30 protein-coding genes are annotated in these 24,786 nt (G+C 67.8%); 12 read left to right on the top strand and 18 right to left on the bottom strand.

What is annotated here, in order from left to right; translation table 11 throughout:
• The first annotated feature begins 187 nt into the window (after positions 1–187).
• On the top strand, positions 188–949 hold the full coding sequence (locus tag PWS46_RS12240) for an SDR family NAD(P)-dependent oxidoreductase (RefSeq protein WP_085090432.1): 762 nt from the start codon (positions 188–190) through the stop codon (positions 947–949).
• A 65-nt stretch (positions 950–1,014) separates the two neighbouring features.
• Here the strand turns inward: PWS46_RS12240 and PWS46_RS12245 are convergent, their stop codons facing one another.
• Positions 1,015–1,212, bottom strand: a complete 198-nt coding sequence (locus PWS46_RS12245) for a hypothetical protein (RefSeq protein WP_085090433.1) — start codon at positions 1,210–1,212, stop codon at positions 1,015–1,017.
• Between the two features lie 319 nt (positions 1,213–1,531).
• Between PWS46_RS12245 and PWS46_RS12250 the strand changes: the two genes are divergently transcribed.
• The gene (locus PWS46_RS12250) at positions 1,532–2,080 is read left to right on the top strand and encodes an NADPH-dependent FMN reductase (protein WP_434615515.1); all 549 of its coding nucleotides are present in this window, start codon (positions 1,532–1,534) and stop codon (positions 2,078–2,080) included.
• A 70-nt stretch (positions 2,081–2,150) separates the two neighbouring features.
• Here the strand turns inward: PWS46_RS12250 and PWS46_RS12255 are convergent, their stop codons facing one another.
• Positions 2,151–3,353, bottom strand: coding sequence for an aspartate transaminase (locus PWS46_RS12255; protein WP_434615518.1), 1,203 nt, complete (start codon positions 3,351–3,353; stop codon positions 2,151–2,153).
• Positions 3,354–3,736: 383 nt separating this feature from the next.
• On the opposite strand from PWS46_RS12255, the gene PWS46_RS12260 reads away from it, so the two are divergent.
• A complete protein-coding gene (locus tag PWS46_RS12260; RefSeq protein WP_085090435.1) occupies positions 3,737–4,174 on the top strand; it encodes a c-type cytochrome in 438 nt (145 codons plus the stop codon).
• A gap of 71 nt (positions 4,175–4,245) precedes the next feature.
• Here the strand turns inward: PWS46_RS12260 and PWS46_RS12265 are convergent, their stop codons facing one another.
• Positions 4,246–5,376, bottom strand: coding sequence for a cytochrome-c peroxidase (locus tag PWS46_RS12265; RefSeq protein ID WP_434615522.1), 1,131 nt, complete (start codon positions 5,374–5,376; stop codon positions 4,246–4,248).
• A gap of 227 nt (positions 5,377–5,603) precedes the next feature.
• Positions 5,604–6,302: a cytochrome b/b6 domain-containing protein gene (locus PWS46_RS12270; RefSeq protein WP_434615525.1), complete on the bottom strand. Its 699-nt coding sequence runs from the start codon at positions 6,300–6,302 to the stop codon at positions 5,604–5,606.
• Between the two features lie 240 nt (positions 6,303–6,542).
• Here PWS46_RS12270 and PWS46_RS12275 point away from each other — a divergent pair, with 240 nt between their 5' ends.
• The gene (locus tag PWS46_RS12275; protein ID WP_014248961.1) at positions 6,543–6,779 is read left to right on the top strand and encodes a DUF4170 domain-containing protein; all 237 of its coding nucleotides are present in this window, start codon (positions 6,543–6,545) and stop codon (positions 6,777–6,779) included.
• Between the two features lie 74 nt (positions 6,780–6,853).
• Positions 6,854–7,408 carry a metallophosphoesterase family protein gene (locus PWS46_RS12280; protein WP_434615528.1) on the top strand — a complete coding sequence of 185 codons (555 nt, stop codon included), beginning with the start codon at positions 6,854–6,856 and terminating at the stop codon, positions 7,406–7,408.
• Here the strand turns inward: PWS46_RS12280 and PWS46_RS12285 are convergent.
• From PWS46_RS12285 to PWS46_RS12310, 6 genes are all read right to left on the bottom strand, one after another.
• Positions 7,394–9,787, bottom strand: coding sequence for a putative bifunctional diguanylate cyclase/phosphodiesterase (locus PWS46_RS12285; RefSeq protein WP_434615531.1), 2,394 nt, complete (start codon positions 9,785–9,787; stop codon positions 7,394–7,396). The two genes, PWS46_RS12280 and PWS46_RS12285, sit on opposite strands and share 15 nt — an antisense overlap.
• A gap of 232 nt (positions 9,788–10,019) precedes the next feature.
• On the bottom strand, positions 10,020–10,811 hold the full coding sequence (locus tag PWS46_RS12290; RefSeq protein ID WP_434615534.1) for a capsid assembly protein: 792 nt from the start codon (positions 10,809–10,811) through the stop codon (positions 10,020–10,022).
• 46 nt (positions 10,812–10,857) lie between these two features.
• Complete coding sequence (locus tag PWS46_RS12295; protein WP_434615537.1) at positions 10,858–11,142, bottom strand: hypothetical protein; 285 nt, start codon at positions 11,140–11,142, stop codon at positions 10,858–10,860.
• A complete protein-coding gene (locus PWS46_RS12300) occupies positions 11,135–12,706 on the bottom strand; it encodes a portal protein (protein ID WP_434615540.1) in 1,572 nt (523 codons plus the stop codon). Before PWS46_RS12300 ends, PWS46_RS12295 begins: the two co-directional genes overlap by 8 nt.
• Positions 12,685–13,083, bottom strand: coding sequence for a hypothetical protein (locus tag PWS46_RS12305; RefSeq protein ID WP_434615543.1), 399 nt, complete (start codon positions 13,081–13,083; stop codon positions 12,685–12,687). Before PWS46_RS12305 ends, PWS46_RS12300 begins: the two co-directional genes overlap by 22 nt.
• A complete protein-coding gene (locus tag PWS46_RS12310; protein ID WP_434615546.1) occupies positions 13,080–13,496 on the bottom strand; it encodes a hypothetical protein in 417 nt (138 codons plus the stop codon). Before PWS46_RS12310 ends, PWS46_RS12305 begins: the two co-directional genes overlap by 4 nt.
• A gap of 161 nt (positions 13,497–13,657) precedes the next feature.
• Here PWS46_RS12310 and PWS46_RS12315 point away from each other — a divergent pair, with 161 nt between their 5' ends.
• Positions 13,658–14,290 (top strand): S24 family peptidase, encoded by a 633-nt coding sequence (locus PWS46_RS12315; protein WP_109076104.1) that lies wholly within the window; start codon positions 13,658–13,660, stop codon positions 14,288–14,290.
• Between the two features lie 102 nt (positions 14,291–14,392).
• The gene (locus PWS46_RS12320) at positions 14,393–14,698 is read left to right on the top strand and encodes a hypothetical protein (RefSeq protein ID WP_434615549.1); all 306 of its coding nucleotides are present in this window, start codon (positions 14,393–14,395) and stop codon (positions 14,696–14,698) included.
• Here the strand turns inward: PWS46_RS12320 and PWS46_RS12325 are convergent.
• Positions 14,674–15,522, bottom strand: a complete 849-nt coding sequence (locus PWS46_RS12325; RefSeq protein WP_434615552.1) for a branched-chain amino acid aminotransferase — start codon at positions 15,520–15,522, stop codon at positions 14,674–14,676. The genes PWS46_RS12320 and PWS46_RS12325 overlap by 25 nt on opposite strands.
• A gap of 230 nt (positions 15,523–15,752) precedes the next feature.
• On the opposite strand from PWS46_RS12325, the gene PWS46_RS12330 reads away from it, so the two are divergent.
• Positions 15,753–15,950, top strand: coding sequence for a hypothetical protein (locus tag PWS46_RS12330; protein ID WP_434615555.1), 198 nt, complete (start codon positions 15,753–15,755; stop codon positions 15,948–15,950).
• A gap of 67 nt (positions 15,951–16,017) precedes the next feature.
• Here PWS46_RS12330 and PWS46_RS12335 read toward each other — a convergent pair whose 3' ends face one another.
• The 7 genes from PWS46_RS12335 to PWS46_RS12365 form a co-directional block, all read right to left on the bottom strand.
• Positions 16,018–16,794, bottom strand: a complete 777-nt coding sequence (locus tag PWS46_RS12335) for a succinate dehydrogenase iron-sulfur subunit (RefSeq protein WP_085090448.1) — start codon at positions 16,792–16,794, stop codon at positions 16,018–16,020.
• Between the two features lie 26 nt (positions 16,795–16,820).
• Complete coding sequence (gene sdhA / locus PWS46_RS12340) at positions 16,821–18,605, bottom strand: succinate dehydrogenase flavoprotein subunit (protein WP_434615558.1); 1,785 nt, start codon at positions 18,603–18,605, stop codon at positions 16,821–16,823.
• 5 nt (positions 18,606–18,610) lie between these two features.
• Positions 18,611–19,006, bottom strand: a complete 396-nt coding sequence (sdhD, locus tag PWS46_RS12345; RefSeq protein WP_149197749.1) for a succinate dehydrogenase, hydrophobic membrane anchor protein — start codon at positions 19,004–19,006, stop codon at positions 18,611–18,613.
• A gap of 11 nt (positions 19,007–19,017) precedes the next feature.
• A complete protein-coding gene (sdhC, locus tag PWS46_RS12350; RefSeq protein WP_434615563.1) occupies positions 19,018–19,407 on the bottom strand; it encodes a succinate dehydrogenase, cytochrome b556 subunit in 390 nt (129 codons plus the stop codon).
• A gap of 277 nt (positions 19,408–19,684) precedes the next feature.
• Complete coding sequence (locus PWS46_RS12355) at positions 19,685–19,948, bottom strand: hypothetical protein (protein WP_014248979.1); 264 nt, start codon at positions 19,946–19,948, stop codon at positions 19,685–19,687.
• A gap of 104 nt (positions 19,949–20,052) precedes the next feature.
• A complete protein-coding gene (rlmN, locus tag PWS46_RS12360; protein ID WP_434615566.1) occupies positions 20,053–21,222 on the bottom strand; it encodes a 23S rRNA (adenine(2503)-C(2))-methyltransferase RlmN in 1,170 nt (389 codons plus the stop codon).
• A 78-nt stretch (positions 21,223–21,300) separates the two neighbouring features.
• Complete coding sequence (locus PWS46_RS12365) at positions 21,301–21,867, bottom strand: invasion associated locus B family protein (RefSeq protein ID WP_434615569.1); 567 nt, start codon at positions 21,865–21,867, stop codon at positions 21,301–21,303.
• 262 nt (positions 21,868–22,129) lie between these two features.
• Here PWS46_RS12365 and PWS46_RS12370 point away from each other — a divergent pair, with 262 nt between their 5' ends.
• The 4 genes from PWS46_RS12370 to PWS46_RS12385 all read left to right on the top strand — a co-directional run bounded on the left by PWS46_RS12370 (position 22,130) and on the right by PWS46_RS12385 (position 24,760).
• Positions 22,130–22,504, top strand: a complete 375-nt coding sequence (locus tag PWS46_RS12370; protein WP_109076094.1) for a response regulator — start codon at positions 22,130–22,132, stop codon at positions 22,502–22,504.
• Between the two features lie 139 nt (positions 22,505–22,643).
• Positions 22,644–22,916, top strand: a complete 273-nt coding sequence (locus tag PWS46_RS12375; RefSeq protein WP_434615572.1) for a DUF1272 domain-containing protein — start codon at positions 22,644–22,646, stop codon at positions 22,914–22,916.
• A gap of 187 nt (positions 22,917–23,103) precedes the next feature.
• Entirely contained in the window at positions 23,104–24,285 is a 1,182-nt protein-coding gene (locus PWS46_RS12380) for a M20 aminoacylase family protein (RefSeq protein ID WP_434615575.1), read from the top strand.
• A gap of 7 nt (positions 24,286–24,292) precedes the next feature.
• The gene (locus PWS46_RS12385) at positions 24,293–24,760 is read left to right on the top strand and encodes a protease complex subunit PrcB family protein (RefSeq protein WP_434615578.1); all 468 of its coding nucleotides are present in this window, start codon (positions 24,293–24,295) and stop codon (positions 24,758–24,760) included.
• Positions 24,761–24,786 lie beyond the last annotated feature (26 nt).

A 24,786-nucleotide genomic window follows, 5' to 3' on the forward strand; every position in this document is an offset into this window, starting at 1 on the left:
AGACGGTCCCAATCGGAAATCGGCCGGCGGCATCTCCGTCGGCATGATGGCCCCTTCCATACGGTGTGGTATGGTGATCCGGCCATCTGGTAAACAAGCCATCTGGTAAACAACAAGTGCGATCGCATCCTGTTGGACACAAGGCCGGCGCCATGCGCGGACCGGTCGCAATTAAGGAGGAGATGCCATGAACATCCAGGGTCTGTCCGCCATCGTCACCGGCGGCGCCTCGGGCATGGGGGCGGCGACGGCGCGTCATCTGGCCGGCCTCGGCGCCAAGGTGACCGTGCTGGACGTCAACGAGGACGCGGTTCTGAAGACCGCGCACGAGATCGGCGGGCTGGGTCTGGTCTGCGACGTCACCGATGGCGCCTCTGCCGAGCGGGCGCTCGATCAGGCGCGCTCCGCACACGGCCCGGCCCGCATCGCCGTCAACTGCGCCGGCATCGCGCCCGCCCAGCGCATCGTCGGCCGCGACGGCCCGATGCCGTTGGAGAATTTCCGCGCGGTGATCGAGGTCAACCTGATCGGCAGCTTCAACATCCTGCGGCTGGCCGCGGCCGACATGGCGAAGCTGGACCCGCTGGACAGCGGCGAGCGCGGCGTGATCGTCAACACCGCCTCCGTCGCCGCCTATGAGGGGCAGATCGGGCAGGCTGCCTATGCCGCGTCGAAGGGCGGCATTGTCGCCCTGACCATCTGCGCCGCCCGCGATCTGGCCCGTCACGGCATCCGCGTGATGACGGTGGCCCCCGGCCTGATCGGCACACCGATGCTGCTGAACATGCCGCAGGAGGTTCAGGACAGTCTCGCCGCGACGGTCCCCTTCCCCAAGCGCTTCGGCAAGCCGGAGGAATATGCCCGCCTCGTCCAGCACATCCTTGAGAACGAGATGCTGAACGGCGACGTCATCCGCCTGGACGGCGCCATCCGCATGGCGCCCCAGTAAGAACGTCGATCATGTGGCGGAGCGGCCCTGTTGCGGGGCCGCTCCCCCAGGCTTCAGGGCAGGCTTCAGGCCTCGGTCATGGCGGCTTCATCCGCCCGTTCCGCCTCGCCCAGCAGGTCGATCAGCAGAGTGGTGCAGTGCTGAAGCCGCTGGTCGGCGGTGGCGGTCGCCATATCGCGGCCGGTCTGCTCCTGCCATTCCTGCAGCATCAGCGCCAGATGTTTACGGACGTGGTCATCCCGATCCAGTCGCCGCGTTGCCATGTCGCCTCCCCTATTTCCGATCCACCCACATATAAGGCCAAATCCGATAGACACGCCCGGTTGCGCGCACCATCCTTTGTGTACCCTCTAATTAGGTAGCCGTCCCCTCCGTCAACAGTCGGATCCCAAGATGGTCACAGCTGGTCCGGCGCCCCCCGTCGGACCTGCCCTATCGACAAATCGGCCATGACCGGTTGGAAAGCTGCGCCTGGACCGACCATGTCAGCGGCATCGGATCCAGTGCCGGGAATGGGTGGGAAGCGACCCGCAGGAATACCCGCCGCCGCCCCGGCGAAAACCAAAGAAAGGCAACCGCTTCATGACCGACGCAACGGTGCGTGCCAAACTGCTGGGGCTGCCCGGCAGCCTGCGCAGCAACTCCAACTCGCTGGCCGTGCTGCGCGGCTTGCAGGATGCCCTGCCGGCCGGTGTCGGCATGGACATCCGCGACCTGCGCCTACCGCTCTACGACCAGGACATCGACACCCACGACGCCCCGGCGGAAGTCCATGCCCTGCGTCAGGCCATCGCCGAGGCCGACGGCGTCGTCATCGTCACGCCGGAATACAATTACGGCATGCCGGGCGTGCTGAAGAACGCGCTCGACTGGGCCTCGCGCCCCTACGGCAAGTCGGCGCTGATCGGCAAGCCGGTGCTGGTCATTTCCAACTCCCCCGCCTTCACCGGCGGCGTGCGGGCGCATCAGCAGGTTAACGACACGCTGCTGGCGCTTCCCGCCAAGCTGACGGCCGGCCCGCAGGTCGTCATCGGCGGCGTCGCCGACAAGATCAAGGACGGCAAGCTGGCCGACGAGGCGGTGCTGAAATTCTCGCTGGGCGCCATCGACCGGATGCTCGCTGCGAAGTAATGCCCACCAAAGAAGAAGGGCCGGCACCCCATGGGATGCCGGCCCTTTTCTTACTCGGTCACCGAAGCGCTCAGCGCAGGTTGCCGCAGGCGCGCTGGATGCGCTTGCACGCCTCTTCCAGCGCTTCCGTCGAGGTCGCGTAGGAGATGCGGAAGTGCGGGGCGAGGCCGAAGGCGGAACCCTGGACGACGGCGACGCCTTCCGACTCCAGCAGGTAGGTGACGAAATCCTCGTCGGTCTCGATCACCTTGCCGTCCGGGGTGGTCTTGCCGATGGTGCCGGCGCAGGACGGATAGACGTAGAAGGCGCCTTCCGGCTTCGGGCAGCTGATGCCGTTGGCCTGGTTCAGCATCGACACCACCAGGTCGCGGCGCTGGCGGAAGGCCTCGCCACGCTCCTTGATGAAGTCCTGCGGACCGTTCAGCGCCTCGACGGCGGCGGCCTGGGCGATGGAGGTCGGGTTGGAGGTCGACTGGCTCTGGATGACGCCGATGGCCTTGATCAGCTCCTTCGGGCCGCCGGCATAGCCGATGCGCCAGCCGGTCATCGCGTAGGACTTCGACACGCCGTTGACGGTCAGGGTGCGGTCGTACAGCGCCGGCTCGACCTGGGCCGGGGTGACGAACTCCAGGCCGTCATACAGCAGGTGTTCGTACATGTCATCGGTCATCACCCAGACATGCGGGTGCTTGACCAGCACGTCGGTCAGCGCCTTCATCTCGGCGCGGGTGTAGGCGGCACCCGACGGGTTCGACGGCGAGTTCAGGATCAACCACTTGGTCTTCGGCGTGATCGCCTTTTCCAGGTCGGCGGGCTGCAGCTTGAAGCCCTGCTCGGCCGGGCAGGAGACGAAGACCGGCGTGCCTTCGGCCAGTTCCACCATGTCCGGATAGCTGACCCAGTAGGGAGCCGGGATGATGACCTCGTCACCCTGGTTCAGCGTCGCCATCAGGGCGTTGTACAGCACCTGCTTGCCGCCGACGCCGACGGTGATCTGGTCGGGCGTGTACTTCAGGCCGTTCTCGCGCTCGAACTTGGCGCAGATCGCCTTCTTCAGGGCGGGGGTGCCGTCCACCGCGGTGTACTTGGTGTCACCGGACTCGATCGCCTTGATGGCGGCGGCCTTGATGTTGTCGGGGGTATCGAAATCCGGCTCGCCGGCACCCAGGCCGATGACGTCGCGACCGGCCGCTTTCAACTCGCGGGCTTTGTTGGTCACGGCGATGGTCGGCGACGGCTTGATGCGGGACAGGCGGGACGCGATGATCGACATGGCGATGGGCCCCCTCAGGGCTATGGAGACGGTGTGGCGGAGACGTCGTTGAGACGCATGCCCCTCCGGGTGGAAGGCGCGAGGCGGGACCTTACTTCCGCTCCACCCCGGTTGCAAGGCCGCTTGGCCGGTGAAAACCGCGGGGATCGGCGGTTTTTCCGTCCTGTGGCGGCGCCGTACCGGGCCGCAGTCTTCGGCGTTCCCAACCATTCAAGGGTCGAGATGTCGCCCCCCGCAAATCCCGACTCCAACCCTTCGCAGCATTATTTCTTACAACACAAATGAACGCGATGACGGCGCGGCATCGTCACCCCCACTTCACTTGACAGCTTCAGCATGGCGGTGTGTAACGTCTGGCGTGGGGGACAAAATTCGAAGAAGGAATGAGAACCGTGTTTTCCCGTATCGTGCTTGCGGCGTCGGCCGCGCTGATGCTGACCGGCGGCGCTGCTCTGGCCCAGGACGTGATCCAGACCCGCAAGGCCGGGTTCGAGGACTACAAGAAGGCGATGGGCGAGATCAAGGACGCGGTGGGCAAGGGCGACCTCGCCGCCATCGGCCCGGTCACCGACCGCATCGACGCCTTCGCCGCCAAGATCCCCAGCCTGTTCCCGCCGGGTTCCGACAAGGGCAAGACGGCGGCCAAGGAAGTGATCTGGGCCAACTTCCCGGATTTCACCGCCAAGGCGCATGACCTGCAGGCGTCCGCCAACGCCCTGAAGGTCGCCGCCGCTTCCGGCGACAAGGCCGCGACGGGCAAGGCGTTCGGCGCCATGGCCGACAGCTGCAAGGCCTGCCACCAGCGCTACCGCTCCGAATAAGCGGCTGGCCTGATGACAAGGAAAAGCCCTTCTCCACGGCCGTGGGGAAGGGCTTTTCCTTTGGCGGCTCCTTACTTGAACACGGGCTGCGGCGTGGCCGGGGTGCTGGCCGGCAGCAGCGGGTAGTCGACGCGCGGCTGCTGACCGGTCAGCGCCGTCAGGAAGGCGGTTATCTTGTCGATCTCCTGGTCGGACAGGGTGGCGCCGAGCTGGCTCGACCCCATCACCGCAACCGCCTGCCGCAGGTCCCACACCTTGCCGGAATGGAAATAGGGCGCGGTCAGCGCGACGTTGCGCAGGGTGGGCGCGCGGAAGACATATTCGTCGTCGGCGGTCTTGGTGACGGCGAAGCGGCCCTTGTCGCCCGGCGGCAGGATCTCCGCCCCCGGCTTGGTCACGACGCCGAAGGGGAAGTAATCGTGGCCGCCGACATTGACGCCGTTGTGGCAGCCGGCGCAGCCCTTGTCGATGAACAGCTCCAGACCGGCCTTCTGCGTGTCGGTCAGCGCGTCGGCCTTGCCCTCCAGATACTGGTCGAAGGGAGCGGCGGGGGTGGTCAGCGTCGCCTCGAACGCTTCGATCGCCATGGCGACATTGTCGAAGCTGACCGGGGTTTTCTCGTTGGGGAAGGCGTCGGCGAACCTCGCCTTGTAGGCGGGGATGCTGTTCAGCACCGCCATCACGCGGTCGGGCGTGCTGTTCATCTCCACCCCGGCCTGGATCGGCCCCTTGGCCTGGGCCTTCAGGTCTTCCGCCCGGCCGTCCCAGAACTGGGCGACGTTCAGCACCGCGTTCAGCACGGTCGGCGCGTTGCGCGGCCCCTTCTGCCAGCCATGGCCGACCGAGGTCTCCAGCCCGTCGACACCGCCGAGCCCCAGATTGTGGCAGCTGTTGCACGAGAAGACGCCACTGGCCGACAGGCGCGGATCGAAGAACAGCATCTTGCCCAGTTCGATCTTCTCATGGGTGACCGCATTGTTGCGGACCACCGGCAAGGTGGCGGGCAGCGGCTTGAACAGCTCGCGCGCGCGGCCCATCAGGGTGTCGCCACCGGCAGCGGCGCCAGTTGCGGCCCCGGATGCGGCCGGATCGGCGGCCGGTGCCGTGCCTGCGGTGGCGGCCAGGATGCCGAGAGCGGCGGCGGTGGCGACCAGCAGACCCTTCAGCGCTGCGGTCGGGCGGTGTCCGGTTTGTGCGTGCATGACTGGCGGTCTCCCGGCCGGCCTACATTTTCACCGCAACCTGAAGGTTCATTCAGGCAAAGGTCGATCGATCCCGGAAATCGGGCCGGCTTCATTGGTTTGGTGACGTTTCGTGCGGATCAATCTGGAGTTATTCTAGACTAGAAGACGCGAAGCCCCAGACGGCGCATTGTCGCACGATCCATCGGCATATGCCGCGGAGGTTCGGCTCCCCGCCGGCCGGCAGATCAACCAGCGGCCCGCAGCACCACCAAGACCAGCCCGGCGGTCGCGGCCAGAACCGCCAGCGCCAGTGCCGCCGGGGCACGCCGCGGCTCCGCCGCCGCCAGCCGCGCCGGCAGGGTCTTGCGGCCGGTCACCATCGGACGGATCAGATTGTCGCGCTTGACCAGCAGATAGAAGAACACCGCCACCACATGCAGCCCGACCAGCACGAAGATACCGTTGGCGAGCAGACGGTGCAGCGAACTCAGCAGCGCCACCGTGGCGCCGGAGACCAGCGACACCAGCGGGCCGTCGACCAGGATGTCGTCGCTGGTGAACAGCCCGCTGCCGGCCTGGACCAGAAGAATCAGCAGCAACGCCACGACCATCAACGCGCCAAGCGGGTTGTGGCCCAGGGTGACGGCGGCCTCCCCGCCCGCACGCGACCGCATCAGATAGTCGCGGATCGCGCCCGGCCCCTTCACGAAGTCGGCGAAGCGCGCGGTCTGGCTGCCGACCACGCCCCAGACCAGCCGAAACAGCACGAGGATCAGAACTGTTTCACCTGCCAACATATGAACATCAAGCACACCAAGCTCGGCCGCCAGAATCGCGACCGCCACCGCGGCGACCAGCCCCCAATGAAACAGGCGAGTCGGCAGGTCCCAGACCCGCAGCTCGCGCCCGTGTTTCTCCCGAGTCGCGGTATGACCACTTGGCATCGCTCGATCCTCGCAGTGTTCGGCCGTGTTTTCGGCGTCCGTCATCTGCGGCAAATGGACGGATTCTTTATGCTGATCCTGAAAACGCCGCGGTTCCGTGGTGGCAAAGGTCGGTGGGCCTGTCAACAGGCTTGAAGCGCCGCCCGGACGGCGGATATGAGAATGCGACGCATCAGCCGGCCTGCCGGCGCAACGACAGCCATAACTCCCCAATCACTCCCGGCTACAAGGACAAAGGTCATGCCCGACAAACAGCTCCTCCATCTCGTGTTCGGCGGCGAACTCGTGCGTCCGGATTCGGACCAGTTCGTCGATCCGTCGAAGCTGCACATCGTCGGCATCTTCCCGAGCTATGAGGACGCCTACAAGGCATGGCGCGGCGCCACCGGCCAGACCATCGACGACGCCCACACCCGCTACTACATCGTCCACCTGCACCGCTTCCTCGACCCGGCGGCGGACGACCACAAGCACTGAGCATCGGGCGGCCGGCGCCGGCCGCGGGCTCCCGGTTCGGGAACAGCCCGCGGCGCGCCGGCGTTGACCGATCGATGACCGTATACTTCACCAGCGACACCCATTTCGGCCATGGCGGCGCCCGGGGCCGCTTCCGCCGCCCCTTCGAGTCCACCGCCGAGATGGACGCGGCGATGGAGGCGAACTGGAACGCCACCGTCGGCCCCGGCGACGAGGTCTGGCACCTCGGCGATTTCGCCCTCCACATGAAGCCGGAGGCCATGGCCGCCCTGCTCGGCCGGCTGAACGGCACCAAGCACCTGATCGCCGGCAACAACGACGGCCCGGCGACGCTGGCGCTCCCCGGCTGGGCCAGCGTCGGGCATTACGCAGAACTGACGCTGGACGGCGTCGATCTGGTGATGTGCCATTACGCCTTCCGCACCTGGAACGGCATGCACCGCCGGGCGCTGAACCTGCACGGCCACAGCCACGGCCAATTGAAGCCGCAGCCCCGGCAGATCGACGTCGGCGTCGATGTCTGGAATTTCCGCCCCATCACGCTGGCAGATCTGACGATCCCCCGCCCGCGGCGGAAGGCGATCCCGGTTTCTGGCCCGGTTTCTGGCCCGGCTTCAGGCGGCCCCTAGCGCCGCCTGCCGCAGCCGCTCCATCAGCAGGCGGCAGGCGGCGTCCGCCGGCACCGGGCGGCCGGTCAACCAGCCCTGGACCTGGGTGCAGTTGTGGTGGCGCAGGAAATTGGCCTGCTCGGTCTTCTCCACCCCTTCGGCCACCACATGCAGGCCCAGCATGTCGGCCATGGCGATGATGGTGGAGACGATGCCGGCGTCCTCGCGCTCGTTCGGCACGCCGTTGATGAAGGAGCGGTCGATCTTCAGCGTGGTGATCGGCAGCCGCTTCAGATAGCTCAAGGACGAATGGCCGGTGCCGAAATCGTCCACCGCCACCCGGATGCCCATCGCCTTCAGCGACGCCAGCACGGACAGCGCGTGGTCGAGATCCTGCATCACCGCGCCCTCGGTGATCTCCAGCTCGATCAGGCCGGGCGGCAGGCCATGGCGGTCGATGATGCGCTGGAAATCCTCGGCGGTGCGGTTGCGCAGATGCTTGGGCGAGATGTTGACGGCGACCGGCACCGGCTCCATCCCCGCATCCAGCCATTCGCGCATCTGCCGGCACGCCTCGTCCAGCACCCAGTCGCCCAGCGGCACGATGAAACCGGTTTCCTCCGCAACCGGGATGAACTCGCCGGGCGGGATCATCATTCCCTTCTCCGGCCCCTCCCCCGGCTTCTCCCAGCGCAGCAGGGCCTCGAAGCCCTCCAGCGAATAGTCGATCAGCGACACCTTGGGCTGGTAATGCAGGCGGAACTGCTTCAGCGCCAGCGCCGCCCGCAGATCGCCGTCCAGCGCCAGTTGCCGCCGCGCCTGTTCGGCCAATTCGGGACGGAAGAAGGCATGGCGGCGTCCACCCATCCGCTTGGCGGCATAGAGCGCCGTTTCGGCCGAGCGCAGAAGCGCCTGCGGGTCGTCGCCATCCCAACGTTCCTCGGCGGTTCCCTCCCCCGCAAGATCGGACGGATAGACGGCGATCCCGACCGCCGGTCGGACGTAATGCTCGCAGCCCGGCAGGGTGACCGGCGCGTCGAAGGCGTCCAGGATGCGCCCGGCGATCGCTGCCGCTTCGTCGGCGTCACGGATCTCCTCCAGCACGACGGCGAAATCGTCGGTGCCGATGCGGCCGACCAGATCGGCGGCGCGCACCGAGGCGACGATCCGCCGCGCCACTTCCTGCAGCAGCGCGTCGCCGGCCTGATGGCCCAGCGTGTCGGTGATCAGCTTGAAGCGCGACAGGTCCAGGCACAGCACGGCGAAGGGGCGGCGATAGCGGCGGCTGCGCTCCACCGCCGCCTCCAGCAGCGATTCGATCATCGCCCGGTTGGGCAGGCCGGTCAGCCGGTCGCGGGTGGCCAGACGCATCAGTTCGCGTTCATGGCGCAGCCGTTCCGTCACGTCGGCCAGCGCGCAGACGAAGCCGCGCCGCCCCTGCACCACCAGCGGCGAGATGCTGAGCGACGCGTCGATCCGCTCGCCGCTTCCCGCGCGCTCGATCCCCAGCGTCTCCTCCCGAACCGGTTCAGGAGCCTCCGCCTCCGCCGCCAAGCCGGCCAGTAGCGAATCGATGCGCGCGCGGTCGGCGGCGGCGAACAGCCCGGACAGCGGCCGGCCGCGCAACTCCCCGGCAGGATCCCCGGCAGGCACGCCGAACAGCGCCACGGCGGCGGGGTTGTACTCCTCGATACGGCCGCGGGCATCGACCAGCAGGATCGCCTCGCCGACATTGTTCATGATGCCGGCCAGCCGCTCGTCCCGTTCGATCAGAGCGATGGCGGCGCGGCGGAAGAACTCCATGGCGCGAGCCATCGCGCCGAATTCGTCGCGGCGGTCGCAGCCGGGAATGTCGATGTCGGTCCGCCCCTCCGTCAGCAGGCGCATGCGGTCGGACAGCGCTTCCAGCGGGCCGACGACATGCTGCGACAGGAAGCGCGACCCCGGCCAGCTCAGCACCAGCAACGCCGCCAGGAACAGCAGGAAGCCCGACGCCTCGATCAGGAAGTCGCGGTCGAGGTCGCCGATGTCGCCGGCGGCGGCGATGGCCCAGCCCCAGGGCTCGAACCGTCCCTCGGCCGTCACTGCACGGTCGATGGCCGGCCAGCCCGACGGAACGATGCCGTCCGTGAAAATCCTGACATGAAAGGGCTTTGCGGACAGGGCCTGCAAGGCCGTCCTCGCGCGGTCGCGCGCCTCGTCGCCGGAGATCGCGCCGGAGGAGGCCGACCGCTCCAGATCGCGCAGCAGCAGGCCCGCCGAGTCCACCAGGGCGGCAGCGACCTGCCCCCGCTCGGCGATCATGCCCTGCCGCAGCAGGTAGAGCGCGGGAATCGCCGCCATCAGGCAGCCGATCAGGCCGATCCAGGTCAGCCAGCGAATCTTGCGGCGCAGCGTCATCGGGCCCGGCGTCGCTCTCTTGTCCGTTCGATAAACGGACGGTTAGTCATGCAGAGGAAAAGTGACGACTTCGTTTCAGTCGTGCAATGCAATTTTTCTTCGCACGCGCAATAGACACCTGTCCAACCTATACGAAGGTTGCAAGCTGCGGCGCTTTGTCCCTGTACGCATATCCGGTGTCGGCCGCCACTCGCCGTGTACTGGCGGGAATGGCGGCCGACGACGGCTCAACTCAGCGCTGGCCGGGATAGAGGCGCTGGAACCCTTCGGTGACGCGGGCGATCACCGCCGGATCACGGTCCCGCCAATAGCGCGGGTCGCGCATCAGGGTGCGCAGTTCGGCCTCGCCCTCGCCGCCGGCCGGCCGGTTGCCCGCCATCGACAGGGCGGCGGGCTCGCTGCCGGTCATCATCGCATAGAGCGCCATGACACCTTCGTAGGTGGTCGCCAGCCCTTCCACCGCGGCCGGCGGCAGGGTCTTGCCGGCCCAGGCCAGCAGTTGCCGCGACACCTCGCGCCAGCGCTCCTCGCCGCCGAACCGGGCGACCAGCCGCTCGACCTCGCGCTCCGCCTGGAACTCGGCGGCCATGGTCTGGATCAGCGGGATCATCCGCTCGGCGGCGAGATCATAGAGAAGCTGCGCCTGATCCGGGGTATAGCCGGCCTGATGCAGGCGGCCGTTGATCTCCGGATCGGACTGGAACAGGCCATGGTCGCAGGCGATGCTGTAGCCGTCCGGCGTCTCCGGCGCGCCCAGCAGCCGGCGGAGCTGCGCCGGGTCGAGGCTGGCGGGATCGAAAGGAATGGGAGTGGATTCGGGGACCGACTCGGATGCGGCGTCGGGCGGCGCCTGCCCGGACCGCCCCTGCGACGACAGGCGGCGTTCCAGTTCGAGGTAGGATTTCAGCAGAGCCTCGACGCGCAGGGCGCCGGTCCTGGGATCACGGAACTTCTCCGGGATCGGCAGCGGCGGAACGCCATCGATCGCGGCTGCGGATTCGGTCAGCAGAGTGTCGGCCATCATCAACTCCTGCAGGGAAGGGAAAAGAGGAGAGCGGCGGCACCGCCGGTCAGCCCGCCCGTCCGCGCGCGACCAGCGCGAGGATGGTGGCGACCAGTTGGCGCTGTCCTTCGAGGTGGCGCAGTGCCGCCTCCGGCGCATCGGGACCCAGCGCGCGGTCGAGCGTCATCGCCCGCAGCACCGCCAGCACCCGCATGCCGTCACCCCCGGCGAAGCAGCGGGCGAAGCTGGGCGCCGGATCGGCATCGGATGCCGCGGCAGGATCCGAGCCGGCGGAGGCCGATGCCTCCAGCCAGTCCCAGCCGGCCTGTTCGCCGGTCGGACGCTCAGCCATTGGCGGCTCCGGCGTCGGCCGCCACCACGGGAGGCGACACGGGAGGCGCCGGCGGTTCGGACGCAGGAGCGGCGACCTCCGCCCGCATCAGCTTGGCCGGCACGCCGAAGGCCTCGCCAAGCCAATGGGCGGTCGCCGCCGCGTCCACCGTCGCCTCCGCCTCCGGCCCCAGCGCCTTGACGCTGTCCAGCCAGCGCAGCGCCGCCTGCACGTCGCGCTGGGCCTGCGCCTGGGCCAGCGGGGAGCGGTGCTGCAATTCGACCAGCCGGCCATCGACGGTGATGTCCGGGATCTCGCCGCGCCGGCGCAGGATCGACACCGCCCGCAGCACCAGCGGCGTCATCAGCTCCGCCTGCAGCCGGCCATAGGTGGCGCCCAGCAGCCGCGCCATCTCGACGGAGCGTTCCAGCACCTCGGTCGCGGTCATCCGCGCCGACTCCACCGGCCCCAGCCGGTCGACCAGCAGAGCGTGGCGGATGCGCCCGCGCAGATCGTCCAGCACCAGCTGCGAGACGTCGAACCTCCCGGGGTTGGCCAGCGGCGTCAACCCGGCCGATCCCACCGCCTTGGGGATGATGGTGCCGGGCACCAGCCGGATGGTGGTGGGGTTCAGCACCCCGTCATCGTCCGCCTGCCAGATGCCGGTGACGGCGATGGAGGCGTTCTTCAGCACCAGCTCCACCACCTTGTTGGCGGTCTTGATGTCGGGCAGCGCCTTCATCACCGGCGAGCGGCCATAGGTCTCGCCCGGCGCCTTCAGCCAGCGGAAATTGACGAAGGGCGACTGGGCGAAGCGCCCCTGCGCCAGCCAGGACGGTTCGGCCAGTCCGCTGTCCAGCACCACGCCCCAGCGATAGGCCGCGCCGTCGGGCAGCACAGCCTCGACCAGGGGGAAGCGGCTGTCGGGATCCGCGGCGGCCTGCTTGCGCAGCTCGTCGGGCAGCTCGGCGCCGGGGAAGCGCTGGAGGAGCTGCGCCAACGTCGCCTCGCTGCGGCGGAAGGTGGCGTCGAGCCGGCCGTCCGGCCCCTCCTCCAGCACCGCTTCGGCGAGCGGCACGGCGGTGAAGCGCAGGCTGGACGGCGCGCCGGGGGCGGCCTCCTCCATCAGCAGGCTGGCGGTACCGACGGTGACGAGGTCGAGGAAGGCCTGATGGATCTCCACCGCGAAGTTGGAGCGGTCGAAATGGGCCTGGACGATGCCGGCGGCGCGGTCGAGCAGCGGGGCGACGCGGTCGCGCTCCGCCCCCGTCAGGGTGGGGCCGGGCTGGAAGCCGAACCAGCGCGACCAGGGCGGCGTCAGTTCAGACAGCAGGCTGGCGGCCAGCTGCTCCACCGCATCGGGCGCGGTGCCGTCGAACAGGCGGTCGACCCGGCGTTCGCCGGGCGTGCCGCCGCCGCGGAAAGGCCGGCCGTTGGGCAGCGCATGGTCGTAGCACTCCTGCCAATGGCTTTCCCACACCGTGCGCCGTTCGCGGGCGGCACGGTAGCGCTCCAGCAGGGTTTCGGGCTCCGACAGGTCCTTGCTTCGGCGGGCGGGCGGTTTCACGGCTGCGGAAGCGGGCATTCGCGGGTTCCTCCGGTCAGGTGGCGGTGCAGTTGCCAGGGGGTCAGCACCCGGCGGGCGCGCAGGCCGATCAGGCGCTTGACCGCCTCGACGCAGGTGAAGGGTCCCCAGGGGGCGGAGCCGGTCGGGCGGCGCAGCGGGGCGGCGTCCACCGTCAGCCCCTGGGCGCGGTACCAGCCCGGCAGGTCGAATTCGGCCGGCAGGTCCAGCACCGCCACGTCGGTGAAGCCGGCCAGCGGATCGACCGCCACCCAGCGCCGCCCGTCGGTCAGCAGCGCCAGGCAATGGCGAAAGCCGGGTTTCAGCAGCCGCAGCCACCACAGCGGCGCCTCTCCGCGATAGACCACCCAGGCGCCCGTCCAGGGAGTGGCGGTCATTGCCCAATGCCCCGGACGATGCCCTTTTCGCGCAGGGCGGGGGCGATGGCGGCGAAGGCCTCGGTCCACAGGGAATGGGCGCGCTGTTCGCGGAAGCGATCCGGCTCCGGCGCACTCTGGCGGCGGCCGTAATGGACCAGCACATGCAGATGGTCGCGCATCAGCTTGCGCATCCGGTACAGCCGATCGACCACGCGCAGCACGTCCTGCGGCTCGCAGGGCCGCGCCACCTGCCCGCAGCCGGCGACCACCCGCGCCCCGGCCGCCTTGGCGTCATGCGCCTGCACCGCCCAGAACCACGCCTCCTCCGCGTCGGCAAAGGGTTCGCCATCGACACTGTAAGGCTCCGCCTTCAAGGGCACGACCTGGGACAGGCGGGCGGCGGGCAAAGCGGGGGCGGCCGGACTCAGCATGCTGGTCTCCTTGCGGCTTCGAATTTTTGGAAGAGCGGGGGCCGGGCCTTGGGTGTGGCCGCACCGTCTGTTTGCGTTATGTTCCGCCCAACGCACGCGGTCAATGGTTTTATGAAAAAGTTCCTAGGGACGCTGTCGCGGCTTTATGAGATTATCGTCCCATGCTGAAACACACGGACATCTGGCGGGCCATCGACCGTCTCGCGGCGCAGCACGGGCTCTCCGCCTCCGGGCTGGCGCGGCGCGCCGGACTGGACCCGACCACCTTCAACAAGAGCAAGCGCACGACCAACGACGGCAAGCTGCGCTGGCCCTCGACGGAAAGCATCTCCAAGGTGCTGGACGCCACCGGCGCGTCGCTGTCGGAATTCGTGTCGCTGGTCGGCGACGGCGCCGGCACCGCCCCGCTGCAGCGGGTTCCGGTGATCGGCTATGCCCAGGCCGGGTCGGCCGGTTACTTCGACGACGCCGGCTTCCCCGCCGGCAGCGGCTGGGACGAACTGCTGTTCCCCAGCCTGGGCGACCCCCACGCCTATGCGCTGGAGATTTCGGGCGACAGCATGGAGCCGGTCTATCGCGACGGCGACACCATCATCGTCTCCCCCGCCGCGCAGATCCGCCGCAACGACCGCGTCGTCGTCCGCACCAAGGGTGGTGAGGTCATGGCCAAGCAGTTGATCCGCGAGACGGCGACCAAGATCGAATTGCTGTCGATCAACCGCGCCCACCCCGACCGCAGCATCCCGCTGTCGGATGTCGCCTGGATGGCGCGGATCATCTGGGCGAGCCAGTGAGAAGAAGGGATTGGAGAGGGGGAAAATGCCTCTTATCCCCCGAACTTTTCCTAGGAAAATTTCCCTTTACTGCTTGCCCCGGCAAGCGCTACCGTCCATTCCATGGACCGAGCCGCCCACCTGGACAGCCTTCACCGCGCCCATGACGGCCAGCCCCCGAAGCCCGAGCTTCGCACCGCCCTGCTTGGCGGCGCGACCCGTGCCACTGCCCTCAAACGATCCTCAAAACTCGATCTGCACAGCACGCTCGCGGCCGAAGCGCGCCTCGCCGCGGCCCGTCGTCGCGGCGCACTGAGCGCGACCGCCTGCCGGACCGATGCGTGGCTGGCCCGCTTGGCCGCCACGCTGGCCCATCACCGCCGGTCGGCGGTGGCGCTGCTCGATCAGCGGAAGGCGTATTCCCAATAGAGCGCCCGCGCCCGCTGGAAGATCGGGCCCGCGGCGAGGCTGCGATCCTCAACCTTGGTCACCGGCACGCATTTGGCGTGGTTGCCGGTGGAGAAGACCTCGTCGGCCTCCAGCACATCCCGCGGGGTCAGGGTGCATTCCTCCACCGTCACGCCATCGTTGCGCAGCAGGGCGATGATGCGCTGGCGGGTGATGCCGTTCAGGAAGCAGCCGTTCGGTACCGGGGTGCGCACGACGCCATCCTTGGCGATGAAGATGTTGGAGGTTGCGAACTCCGCCACATTGCCGATGGCGTCCAACATGATGGCGTTCTGGAAGCCGCGCTTGCGCGCCTCGGTCAGCGCCATGCCGGCGTTGGGATAGAGGCAGGCGGCCTTGGCCTCGGTCGGCGCCATGGTCGGGATCGGGCGGCGGCGGGTGGAGATGCAGGCGGCGAAGCCGGTCGGCTGCGGCAGCGGGTCCTCGTAGATCGACAGGACGAAGCGCGTGCTCTCCGGCGCCGGGGCAACGAAGCCGTCATCGGCGTAGAACATCGGGCGGATATACAGCTCCGCTTCCTTGGGGAAGCGGCGGATGCCGTCCCAGCACAGCTCCTCGATCTCGCCGGCGGTGACCATCGGCTCCAGCCCCATCACCTGGGCGGAGCGGATGGCGCGGGCGCAATGCAGGTCGAGGTCGGGGGCCACGCCCTGGAAGGCGCGCGCGCCGTCGAACACCGTCGAAGAGAGCCACAGCGTGTGGGACAGCGGTCCGACGATGGGCGGATTGCCCTCCATCCACTCGCCCTGGATCCAGCTCCACGCCTGGCCTGCCATGCCGCCCATGATTGGTCCTTCCCTAGAAAGAAAATGTGTCCATTCGCTGGGCGCCGCCGGCCGGCACCGCCCATTCGTGGTTCGTCGTCGTTGGTGATCTCCCGACGAGCATACCCCCTCGCCGCCGCCGGTCAACCGGTCCGCATGCAATCGTCCCGTGCGATGGAGCGGATTGCGGACTCGGCCGTTGATACAGGGGAGCGCACGACCGCAAACGATCAACAGAGGGGAAGCATTCCATGCCGATCAACGCCCACGGCCTCAGCGCCGCCCCGCCCAACCCTTTCCCCGGCCCGCACGAGGATGTCCCGGTCGTCGACCTGCCGGGAACCGACAACCCCGACCTGCCCGATCCCGGCGGTCCCGGCACCACCGACAGCCCGGCCCCCGGCAACGACCTGCCGCCGTCGCGGCCGACCGATCCGGACTTCGTCTGACCCCGCAGAAACGAAAAAGGCGCCCCCGGAGGGGCGCCTTTCTACGTTTCGCGAATGCTCTCCGCGATCAGCGGCGCACGACCATCAGCTTCTTGATCTCGGCGATGGCCTTGGCGGGGTTCAGACCCTTCGGGCACGCCTTGGTGCAGTTCATGATGGTGTGGCAGCGATAGAGGCGGAACGGGTCCTCGAGGTTGTCGAGGCGCTCGCCCGTCATCTCGTCGCGGCTGTCGGCGATCCAGCGATAGGCCTGGAGCAGGATCGACGGGCCGAGGTAGCGGTCGCCGTTCCACCAGTAGCTGGGGCAGGAGGTCGAGCAGCAGAAGCACAGGATGCACTCGTAGAGGCCGTCCAGCTTGGCGCGGTCCTCCGGCGACTGCAGGCGCTCGCGGCTCGGGGCCGGCGACTGGGTCTGCAGCCACGGCTTGATCGAGGCGAGCTGGGCATAGATGTGCTTCAGATCGGGAACCAGATCCTTCACCACCGGCATGTGCGGCAGCGGGTAGATCTTGACGTCGCCCGGAACCTCGTCGATCGCCTTCAGGCAGGCCAGCGTGTTCGTGCCGTCGATGTTCATCGCGCACGACCCGCAGATGCCCTCGCGGCAGGACCGGCGGAAGGTCAGGGTGCTGTCGACCTGGTTCTTGATGTAGATGATCGCGTCGAGGATCATCGGCCCGAACTTGTCGAGGTCGACCACATAAGAGTCGACGCGCGGGTTCTGGCCGTCCTCCGGGTTCCAGCGGTAGATCTTGAAGGTCTTGGCCCGCTTGGCGCCGTTCGCGACGTTGACGGTCTTGCCGACGCCGACCTTGGAGTTGGCTGGCAGGTTGAATTCAACCATGGCTGATTTCCTTTATCCGGCGGGCCTTAGTACACGCGGGCCTTGGGCGGGAAGACCTCGACCTCGTCGGTCAGGGTGTACATATGGACCGGGCGGTAATCGATCTTCGTCTCGCCGTTGTCCGCGACCCAGATGACGGTGTGCTTCATCCAGCTTTCGTCGTCGCGGTTCGGATAGTCCTCGCGGGCATGGGCGCCACGGCTTTCCGGACGGTTCTGGGCGGAATGCAGGGTGGCGACCGCCTGACCCAGCAGGTTGTCCAGTTCCAGCGCCTCGACCAGATCGGAGTTCCAGACCAGCGTACGGTCGGAGATCGCCATCTCGCCCTTCTTGGCATAGACGGCGTCGATCTTCTTCACGCCCTCGTCCAGGACCTCGCCGGTGCGGAAGACGGCGCAGTTGTTCTGCATCGTCCGCTGCATCTCCAGACGCAGGTCGGCCGACTTGATCGTGCCCTTGGCGTTGCGGATGCGGTCGAACCGCTCCAGCGCCTTGTCGCAGCTGTCGGCCTTGACCGAGGTGGCCTTGCCCGGCTTGACGACCTCGGCGGCGCGGATGGCGGCCGCGCGGCCGAACACCACCAGATCGAGCAGCGAGTTGGAGCCCAGGCGGTTGGCGCCGTGGACCGACACGCAGGCGGCCTCGCCGATCGCCATCAGGCCCGGCACCACCTGATCGGGGTTCTCCGCCGTCGGCGACAGAACCTCGCAGTGAACGTTGGTCGGGATGCCGCCCATGTTGTAGTGGACGGTCGGCAGAACCGGGATCGGCTCCTTGGTCACGTCCACGCCGGCGAAGATCTTGGCCGTCTCGGCGATGCCGGGCAGGCGCTGGTGGATGATCTCCGGCGGCAGGTGCTCGAGGTGGAGGTGGATGTGGTCCTTGTGCTCACCCACGCCGCGGCCTTCGCGGATCTCGATGGTCATCGAGCGGGACACGACGTCGCGCGACGCCAGATCCTTGGCCGACGGGGCATAGCGCTCCATGAAGCGCTCGCCGTTGGAGTTGGTCAGGTATCCGCCCTCGCCGCGCACGCCCTCGGTGATGAGGCAGCCGGAGCCGTAGATGCCGGTCGGGTGGAACTGCACGAACTCCATGTCCTGCAGGGGCAGGCCGGCGCGCAGGATCATGCCGCCGCCGTCGCCGGTGCAGGTGTGGGCCGAGGTCGCCGAGAAGTAGGCGCGGCCGTAGCCGCCGGTCGCCAGCACGACCATCTGGCCGCGGAAGCGGTGCAGCGTGCCGTCGTCCAGGTTCCAGGCCAGCACGCCCTTGCAGACGCCGTCCTCCATGATGAGGTCGAGCGCGAAGTATTCGACGAAGAACTCCGCCTCATGCTTCAGCGACTGCTGGTAGAGCGTGTGCAGGATGGCGTGGCCGGTGCGGTCGGCGGCGGCGCAGGTCCGGTAGGCCTGGGTCTTGCCGTACTGCGCGGTCATGCCGCCGAAGGCGCGCTGGTAGATCTTGCCTTCCGGCGTGCGCGAGAAGGGCACGCCATAGTGCTCCAGCTCGATGATCGCCGGGATGGCCTCACGGCACATGTACTCGATCGCGTCCTGGTCGCCCAGCCAGTCCGACCCCTTCACGGTGTCGTACATGTGGTAGCGCCAGTCGTCCTCGCCCATGTTGCCGAGCGCGGCGGAGATGCCGCCCTGCGCCGCCACGGTGTGGGAGCGGGTCGGGAACACCTTGGTGATGCAGGCGGTCTTCAGGCCCTTTTCGGCCATGCCGAAGGTGGCGCGCAGACCGGCGCCGCCGGCGCCGACGACGACGACGTCATAGGTGTGGTCGATGATGTTGTAGGCGGTCGCCATGGTCGTCAGGCTCCGATGAAGATCTTCACGACGGCCAGCACGCAGGCCGCCGCCAGGGCGAAGGACAGGAACTTGACGCCGATGATCAGCGCCATCTTCTGCCATTCCACATGCACGTAGTCCTCGATGACCACCTGCAGCCCGGACTGGGCGTGGTGGAAGACGACCACGGCGGTGAGGACCATCATGACGGCCGAGAAGGGCGACTTCATCCAGGCGATGAACCCGGCGTGATCGGCGCCGAGATGGCCGATGACGCCGAAGACGAACCAGACGGTCAGCGGGACAAGCGCGATCGCGGTCAGACGCTGCGACCACCAATGTTCGGTGCCATGCTTGGCGGAACCCAGACCGCGCGCGACCTGCAGCGGCGAACGGAGGGTCTTGCTATTGGACGCCATGTCTTATCTCCTCACCACACGGCCAGGCCGACGATCCAGGTCAGCACGGTCAGCACCGCCGTCGCGCCGAGGACGACCTTGTTGTTGCGGTCGGCATCGGTCAGCTCGAACGACTTGCCGGCGTCCCAGACCAGATGGCGGATGCCGTTGCACAGGTGGTAGTACAGCGCCGCCGACCAGCCGAACATCAGCAGCAGGCCGAAGAACGACCCGATGAAGCCCTGCGCGCGTGCGAACGCCGCCGGACCGGCGGCGGCGGCGACCAGCCACCAGACCAGCAGGAGCGTGCCGACAGCCAGCCCGACGCCCGTGATGCGGTGCGTGATGGACATGACTGCGGTCAACGGGAGTTTGTAGACTTGAAGATGCGGGGAGAGCGGCCGACCGCTGCCGTTTGCCATTGCGTCGTCCTCTGTTCGCGGCCGGACGCGGCGCAACATGACGATTGCCGCGGCGGCTGGGTGGTGCGTGCCCTTTTTAAGACGGCTGTCCCGTCCTATTGGTTGGCGCAATGAATTACGCTCCCGCAGCAGCCGAGTCAACGGCGGGGGGTGGCCGAAAGTGCTGGTGTGACGATTTTGGCGCAGCGCGGGAAGTGGCTGAAAAGAAACGGCCTTCCGGTTCTGTGGTATTACCAGCGAATGAGGCCAGTCGGAGACCGCCGCGCTTGGGCCCCTGCTACTTGTCGAAGCGGCGCACGTTCTCGACCATCATCGAGTACATCTGCGTAATCAGTTCCGCCGGTCTGAGACGGCCGAACGGAATGTTGTCCTTGGCCCATTCGACCAGCCCCGGCGGCGGCTTCACCGGCGCCACCTCGTACCCCGCCTTCTTCAGCGCGGCGGTCACGGCCTTCGCCTGCTTGGCGTAATCCTCGTTGAAGAAGGACTTGTCGGCGTCCTTGATCGCCTTGGCGATGATGTCCTCGATGGGGGCGGGCATGCCGATGCTTGGACCGGATCTGGTTGGCGGACGTGGCGACACCCTGTCACACCGCGTCGCCCTCCGCAATTACCGGGGGGTGACGCACTGTCAGGAAGCTGCCCTCACGAAACCAGCGCCGCGTCCTTCTCCGCGATGACGTTGGCGATGGCGGCGCGTTCGGCGGCGGTCAGGCGCAGGCTGGCGCTCTTCAGCTGGCCGCAGGCGGCCATGATGTCCTCGCCGCGCGGGGTGCGCACCGGGCTGGCGTAGCCGGCGTTGTTGACGATGTCGCCGAAGACCTGGATCGCCCGCGCGGTCGACCGCTCGTACGGCGCGCCCGGCCATTCGTTGAAGGGGATCAGGTTGATCTTGGCCGGGATGCCTTCCAGCAGCTTCACCAGCGCCCGCGCGTCGGCCGGCGAGTCGTTGATCCCCTTCAGCATCACGTATTCGAAGGTAATGCGCCGGGCATTCGACAGGCCGGGGTAGTTGCGGCAGGCCTCCATCAGATCGCGCAGCGGATATTTGCGGTTGATGGGCATGATGATGTCGCGCAGCTCGTCGGTCACCGCATGCAGGCTGACCGCGAGGTTGACGTTCAGCTCCTCGCCGCAGCGCTCCATCATCGGCACGACGCCGGAAGTCGACAGCGTGATGCGCCGCTTGGAGATCGAGATGCCGTCGCCGTCCATCACGATCTTCAACGCCTTGGCGACGTTGTCGTAATTGAACAGCGGTTCGCCCATGCCCATCATGACGATGTTCGACAGCATGCGCCCGTCAGGCGGCGCCGGCCATTCGCCCAGCATGTCGCGCGCCAGCATCACCTGGGCCACGATTTCCGCCGAATCCAGATTGCGCACCAGACGCTGCGTGCCGGTATGGCAGAAGCGGCAGGTCAGCGTGCAGCCGACCTGCGAGGAGACGCAGAGCGTGCCGCGGTCCTCCTCGGGGATGTGGACGCTCTCCACCTCCTGCCCGTCGGGCATGCGCAGCAGCCACTTGCGGGTGCCGTCCGCCGACTTCAGGTCCTTCACCACCGTCGGCCGCGCCACGATGTAGGCGTCGGCCAGCTTTTCCCGCACCGGCTTGGCCAGCGTGGTCATCTCGGCGAAATCGGTGGAGCCGCGGTGATAGATCCAGTGCCAGAGCTGGCGCGCCCGGAATTTTTCCAGGCCGACGGCCAGCATCTCGGCTTCCAGCTCTTCGCGGGACAGGCCGACAAGGTTCTTGCGTCCGTCGGCATCGGTCGCCGGCGGAACGAAGGCGGAGGCATGATTGGAGGCGCTCATGGCCCCATTACATAGGGCCATGCGCGCACGGAGTCAAAAGACTCGAGGGGAAAAAGACCAAGTAAAGCGCTGTGGCGATCAGCGCTTCACGCCGCAGGCCTCGTTGATGGCGTCATAGGCCTGGGTGACGCCGGTCAGGCTGTAGGTGTCGGTGGTCTTGGTGCCGCGGCTGGACACACCCTTCACCACCATCTGCTTGCCGTCGCGCATCGCCGTGGTCACGGCGCGGTCGCCGTCGGCATCGCGGGCCCAGGCGGTTTCGCCGTCGGTGAACAGCTTGAAGTCCTTGCCGTCGATGTCGACCTCGGCCTCGCTGCCCTTCTTGAACGGATAGCCGACGATGACGCTGACGACGTCCAGGGCCTTTTCGGCCGGACGGTGGGTGACCAGCGTATAGATGTCGCCGCGCTTCGCCTTCGGCTCCGTCTTCTTGGGCTGGCTGGAGATGTAGCAGACCTTCTGCCCCTTCTCCTCGAACACGAAGGCGTTCCAGTCCTTGAAGGTGCCGAGATGGCGCGGATCGGCCGCAGCGGCCGGCGCGGCAGCCATACCGGAGGCAAAAAGCCCGGCGGCGAAAACGGTGGACAGGACAGAACCGGCAAAGGCGGCCCCGGCAATTCGGCGGACGGCGTTGGGAAGCAACATCGGTCTTGCGTCTGCTCGTTGTTGGTCCGTGGGGTGCGGGCGGACACTACCCCAAACGGACAACGCATTCCAAGGCCGGCGGGTCGGAACCGGTCTGTTTCTCACAGCGTGGCATCCAAATGACCGGAACTGGGTGCCGCGTGACATTTTGACACGCGGAATGGCGCCCATACTATTGACTAGGACCTCTGGCTTATGCCGAAGTTCAGGCTATATCTGCGCGCGGCATCCAAATGACTGGAACTGGGCGACGGGAACTGGCATGGCCAAGCTGCTTGTGGTTGACGACGATCCGGTCACTCGCAACCTGATCCGCGCGATCCTGACGCGCGAAGGTCATGACCTGACCCTGTGCGCCGGCGCCACGGAGGCCATCGGCATCCTGTATGTGCAGAAGTTCGACCTTGTCCTGACCGACATCATCATGCCGGATCATGACGGGTTCGAGGTGATCAAGGCCGCCCGCTCCCTGCGTCCCGAGATGCCGGTGGTCATCCTGTCGGCCATCGACGACAAGGTGCCGTCCCAGCTGACCTCCGCCGCCTTCGCCAAGCTGGGCGTGACCCGCGTCATCGCCAAGCCGGTCAATCCCAGCCTGCTGGCGTCCGAGGTCCTGGCGGCGCTCGTCGCGGGCTGAACCACGGTAGCGGCTGCCTCTGCCGGCCGGGGCGCAGCGCTTTGGCAGGATCTTGACGCCCATCGGCATTTACGCCACTCACCGGCCGCCGAAACTCCCGCTATCCTCCATGGCGCATCCCTGAACCGGAGACCACGCCATGCTGGACCTGCGCCCCAACTGCGAATGCTGCGACCGCGACCTGCCGCCCGAGGCGCCGGACGCCTATATCTGCTCCTTCGAATGCACCTTCTGCGCCGACTGCCGCGCCCGTCTGCCGGGGGAGCGTTGCCCTAACTGCGGGGGCGAACTGGTGCGGCGGCCGATCCGTCCGGCGTCGAAGCTGGCGGCGAACCCGCCGTCGGCCACGCGGATCGTCAAGCCCGACGGCTGCGCCGCGCTGTTCGCGTGCGGCGGAGCCGCGCCGTTTTAAGTCCCGGAATTGCTCTTCGCTGTCGCTGGCGTTCGCCACGCAAATCGGCCAGACTGGCGCCGCCACGTCCGGGAACCCGCCCCGATCTGGCCGGTTTCGGGCGAACGCCCCATCTTACTTGCCTGCACACCATCTCCCGCCAGTTCCCCTGAACGCCATCAAGCCGTTCCAACCAGACGTTAGAGACATGCCGATCAACAACCGCATCGCCGCCTTCCAGGACGACATGACCGCGTGGCGGCGCGACATCCATGCCCACCCGGAACTGGGATTCGAGGAGGAGCGCACCTCCGACATCGTCGCCGCGAAGCTGGCGGAATTCGGCATCACGGTGCATCGCGGCCTGGGCGGGACCGGGGTGGTCGGCACCCTGAAGGGGCTGGGCACCGGCAGCGGCCGGACCATCGGCCTGCGCGCCGACATGGACGCGCTGCCGATGCCGGAGGCCAACGACTTCGACCATGCCTCGCGCCATGCCGGCAAGATGCACGCCTGCGGCCATGACGGGCACACGACGATGCTGCTGGGCGCCGCCCGCTATCTGGCGGAGACGCGCAACTTCGACGGCACCGTCCACTTCATCTTCCAGCCGGCCGAGGAAGGGCTGGGCGGGGCGAAGCGGATGATCGACGACGGGCTGTTCCGGCAGTTCGACTGCGAGCAGGTCTATGGCCTGCACAACTGGCCGGAACTGCCGGCCGGCCAGATCGCCGTGCATCCCGGCCCGGTGATGGCGGCGGCCAACCAGTTCGAAATCCATGTGACCGGCCACGGCGCCCACGCCGCCATGCCCCACCGCGGCATCGACCCGGTGCTGGTGTCGGCCCACATCATCACCGCGGCGCAGAGCCTGGTCAGCCGCGGCACCAACCCGGCCGACAGTGCGGTGGTGTCGATCACGGTGGTGGAGGCCGGGACCGCGGCCAACGTCATCCCCGACAGCGCGCGGATGCTCGGCACCATGCGCACCTTCTCCGAAGACAACCACCGCCGCATCCAGGAGCAGTTCACCCGCCTCGTCTCCAGCATCGCCGAGGGGCTGGGGGCCAAGGCCGAGTTGCGCTTCCGTCCCGGCTATCCCGCCACGGTGAACAGCGAGGCCGAGGCGCGCATCGCCGCCGCTGCCGCCGCCAAGGTGGTGGGCGACGAGAATGTGGTCTGGGCGCCGGACCCGACCATGGCGGCGGAGGATTTCGGGTACATGCTGAAGGAGCGGCCGGGCGCCTACATCTGGCTCGGCCATGGCGGCCATCGCGGACCTTCCTGCCGCCTGCACAACCCGCATTACGACTTCAACGACGCGATCCTGACCACCGGCGCCAGCTATTGGGCCTCGCTGGTCGAGACGATCCTGCCGCGGAGCGCCTGACCGTCCCATGAAGATGCCGTTCCGTCTCCGCCTGATCCCGCTGCTGTTCACGCCCGCGCTGCTTCTGGCCGCCTGTCAAGGCGGCAGCGACCGTGCCGACGGCAACCTGCTGCCGGCCCAGGCGGAGGCCGGGACCGGCTGGCGGGGCGACCACAGCAGCGCCGCCGAGCGCGCCTATGTCGTTGCCCGCGACGCCGGCGAATGGAGCGCATTGTGGGCGCGGGTCGGCGAGCCGGCCCCATCCTCCCTGCCCGGCGGCCGGATGGCGGTGGCGGTCTTCCTGGGGCCGCGCGATACGGCCGGCTATGGCGTCGCCATCGACAGCGTGCAGCAGAAGGGCGCCGACCTGATCGTCGGCTATCACGAGAGCGTGCCGGGTCCGGCCCAGGCGGTGGCGCAGATGCGCACCAGCCCCTACGCCATCCGCCTGCTGCCCAGCGCGGCGGGCACGCCGAAGTTCGTCCGGGGGAAGTAAGCCCGAGGTGGCGGCTTCAGGCCGCC

This window comes from Azospirillum sp. B2RO_4, from assembly GCF_051124815.1.
Classification (GTDB): domain Bacteria; phylum Pseudomonadota; class Alphaproteobacteria; order Azospirillales; family Azospirillaceae; genus Azospirillum.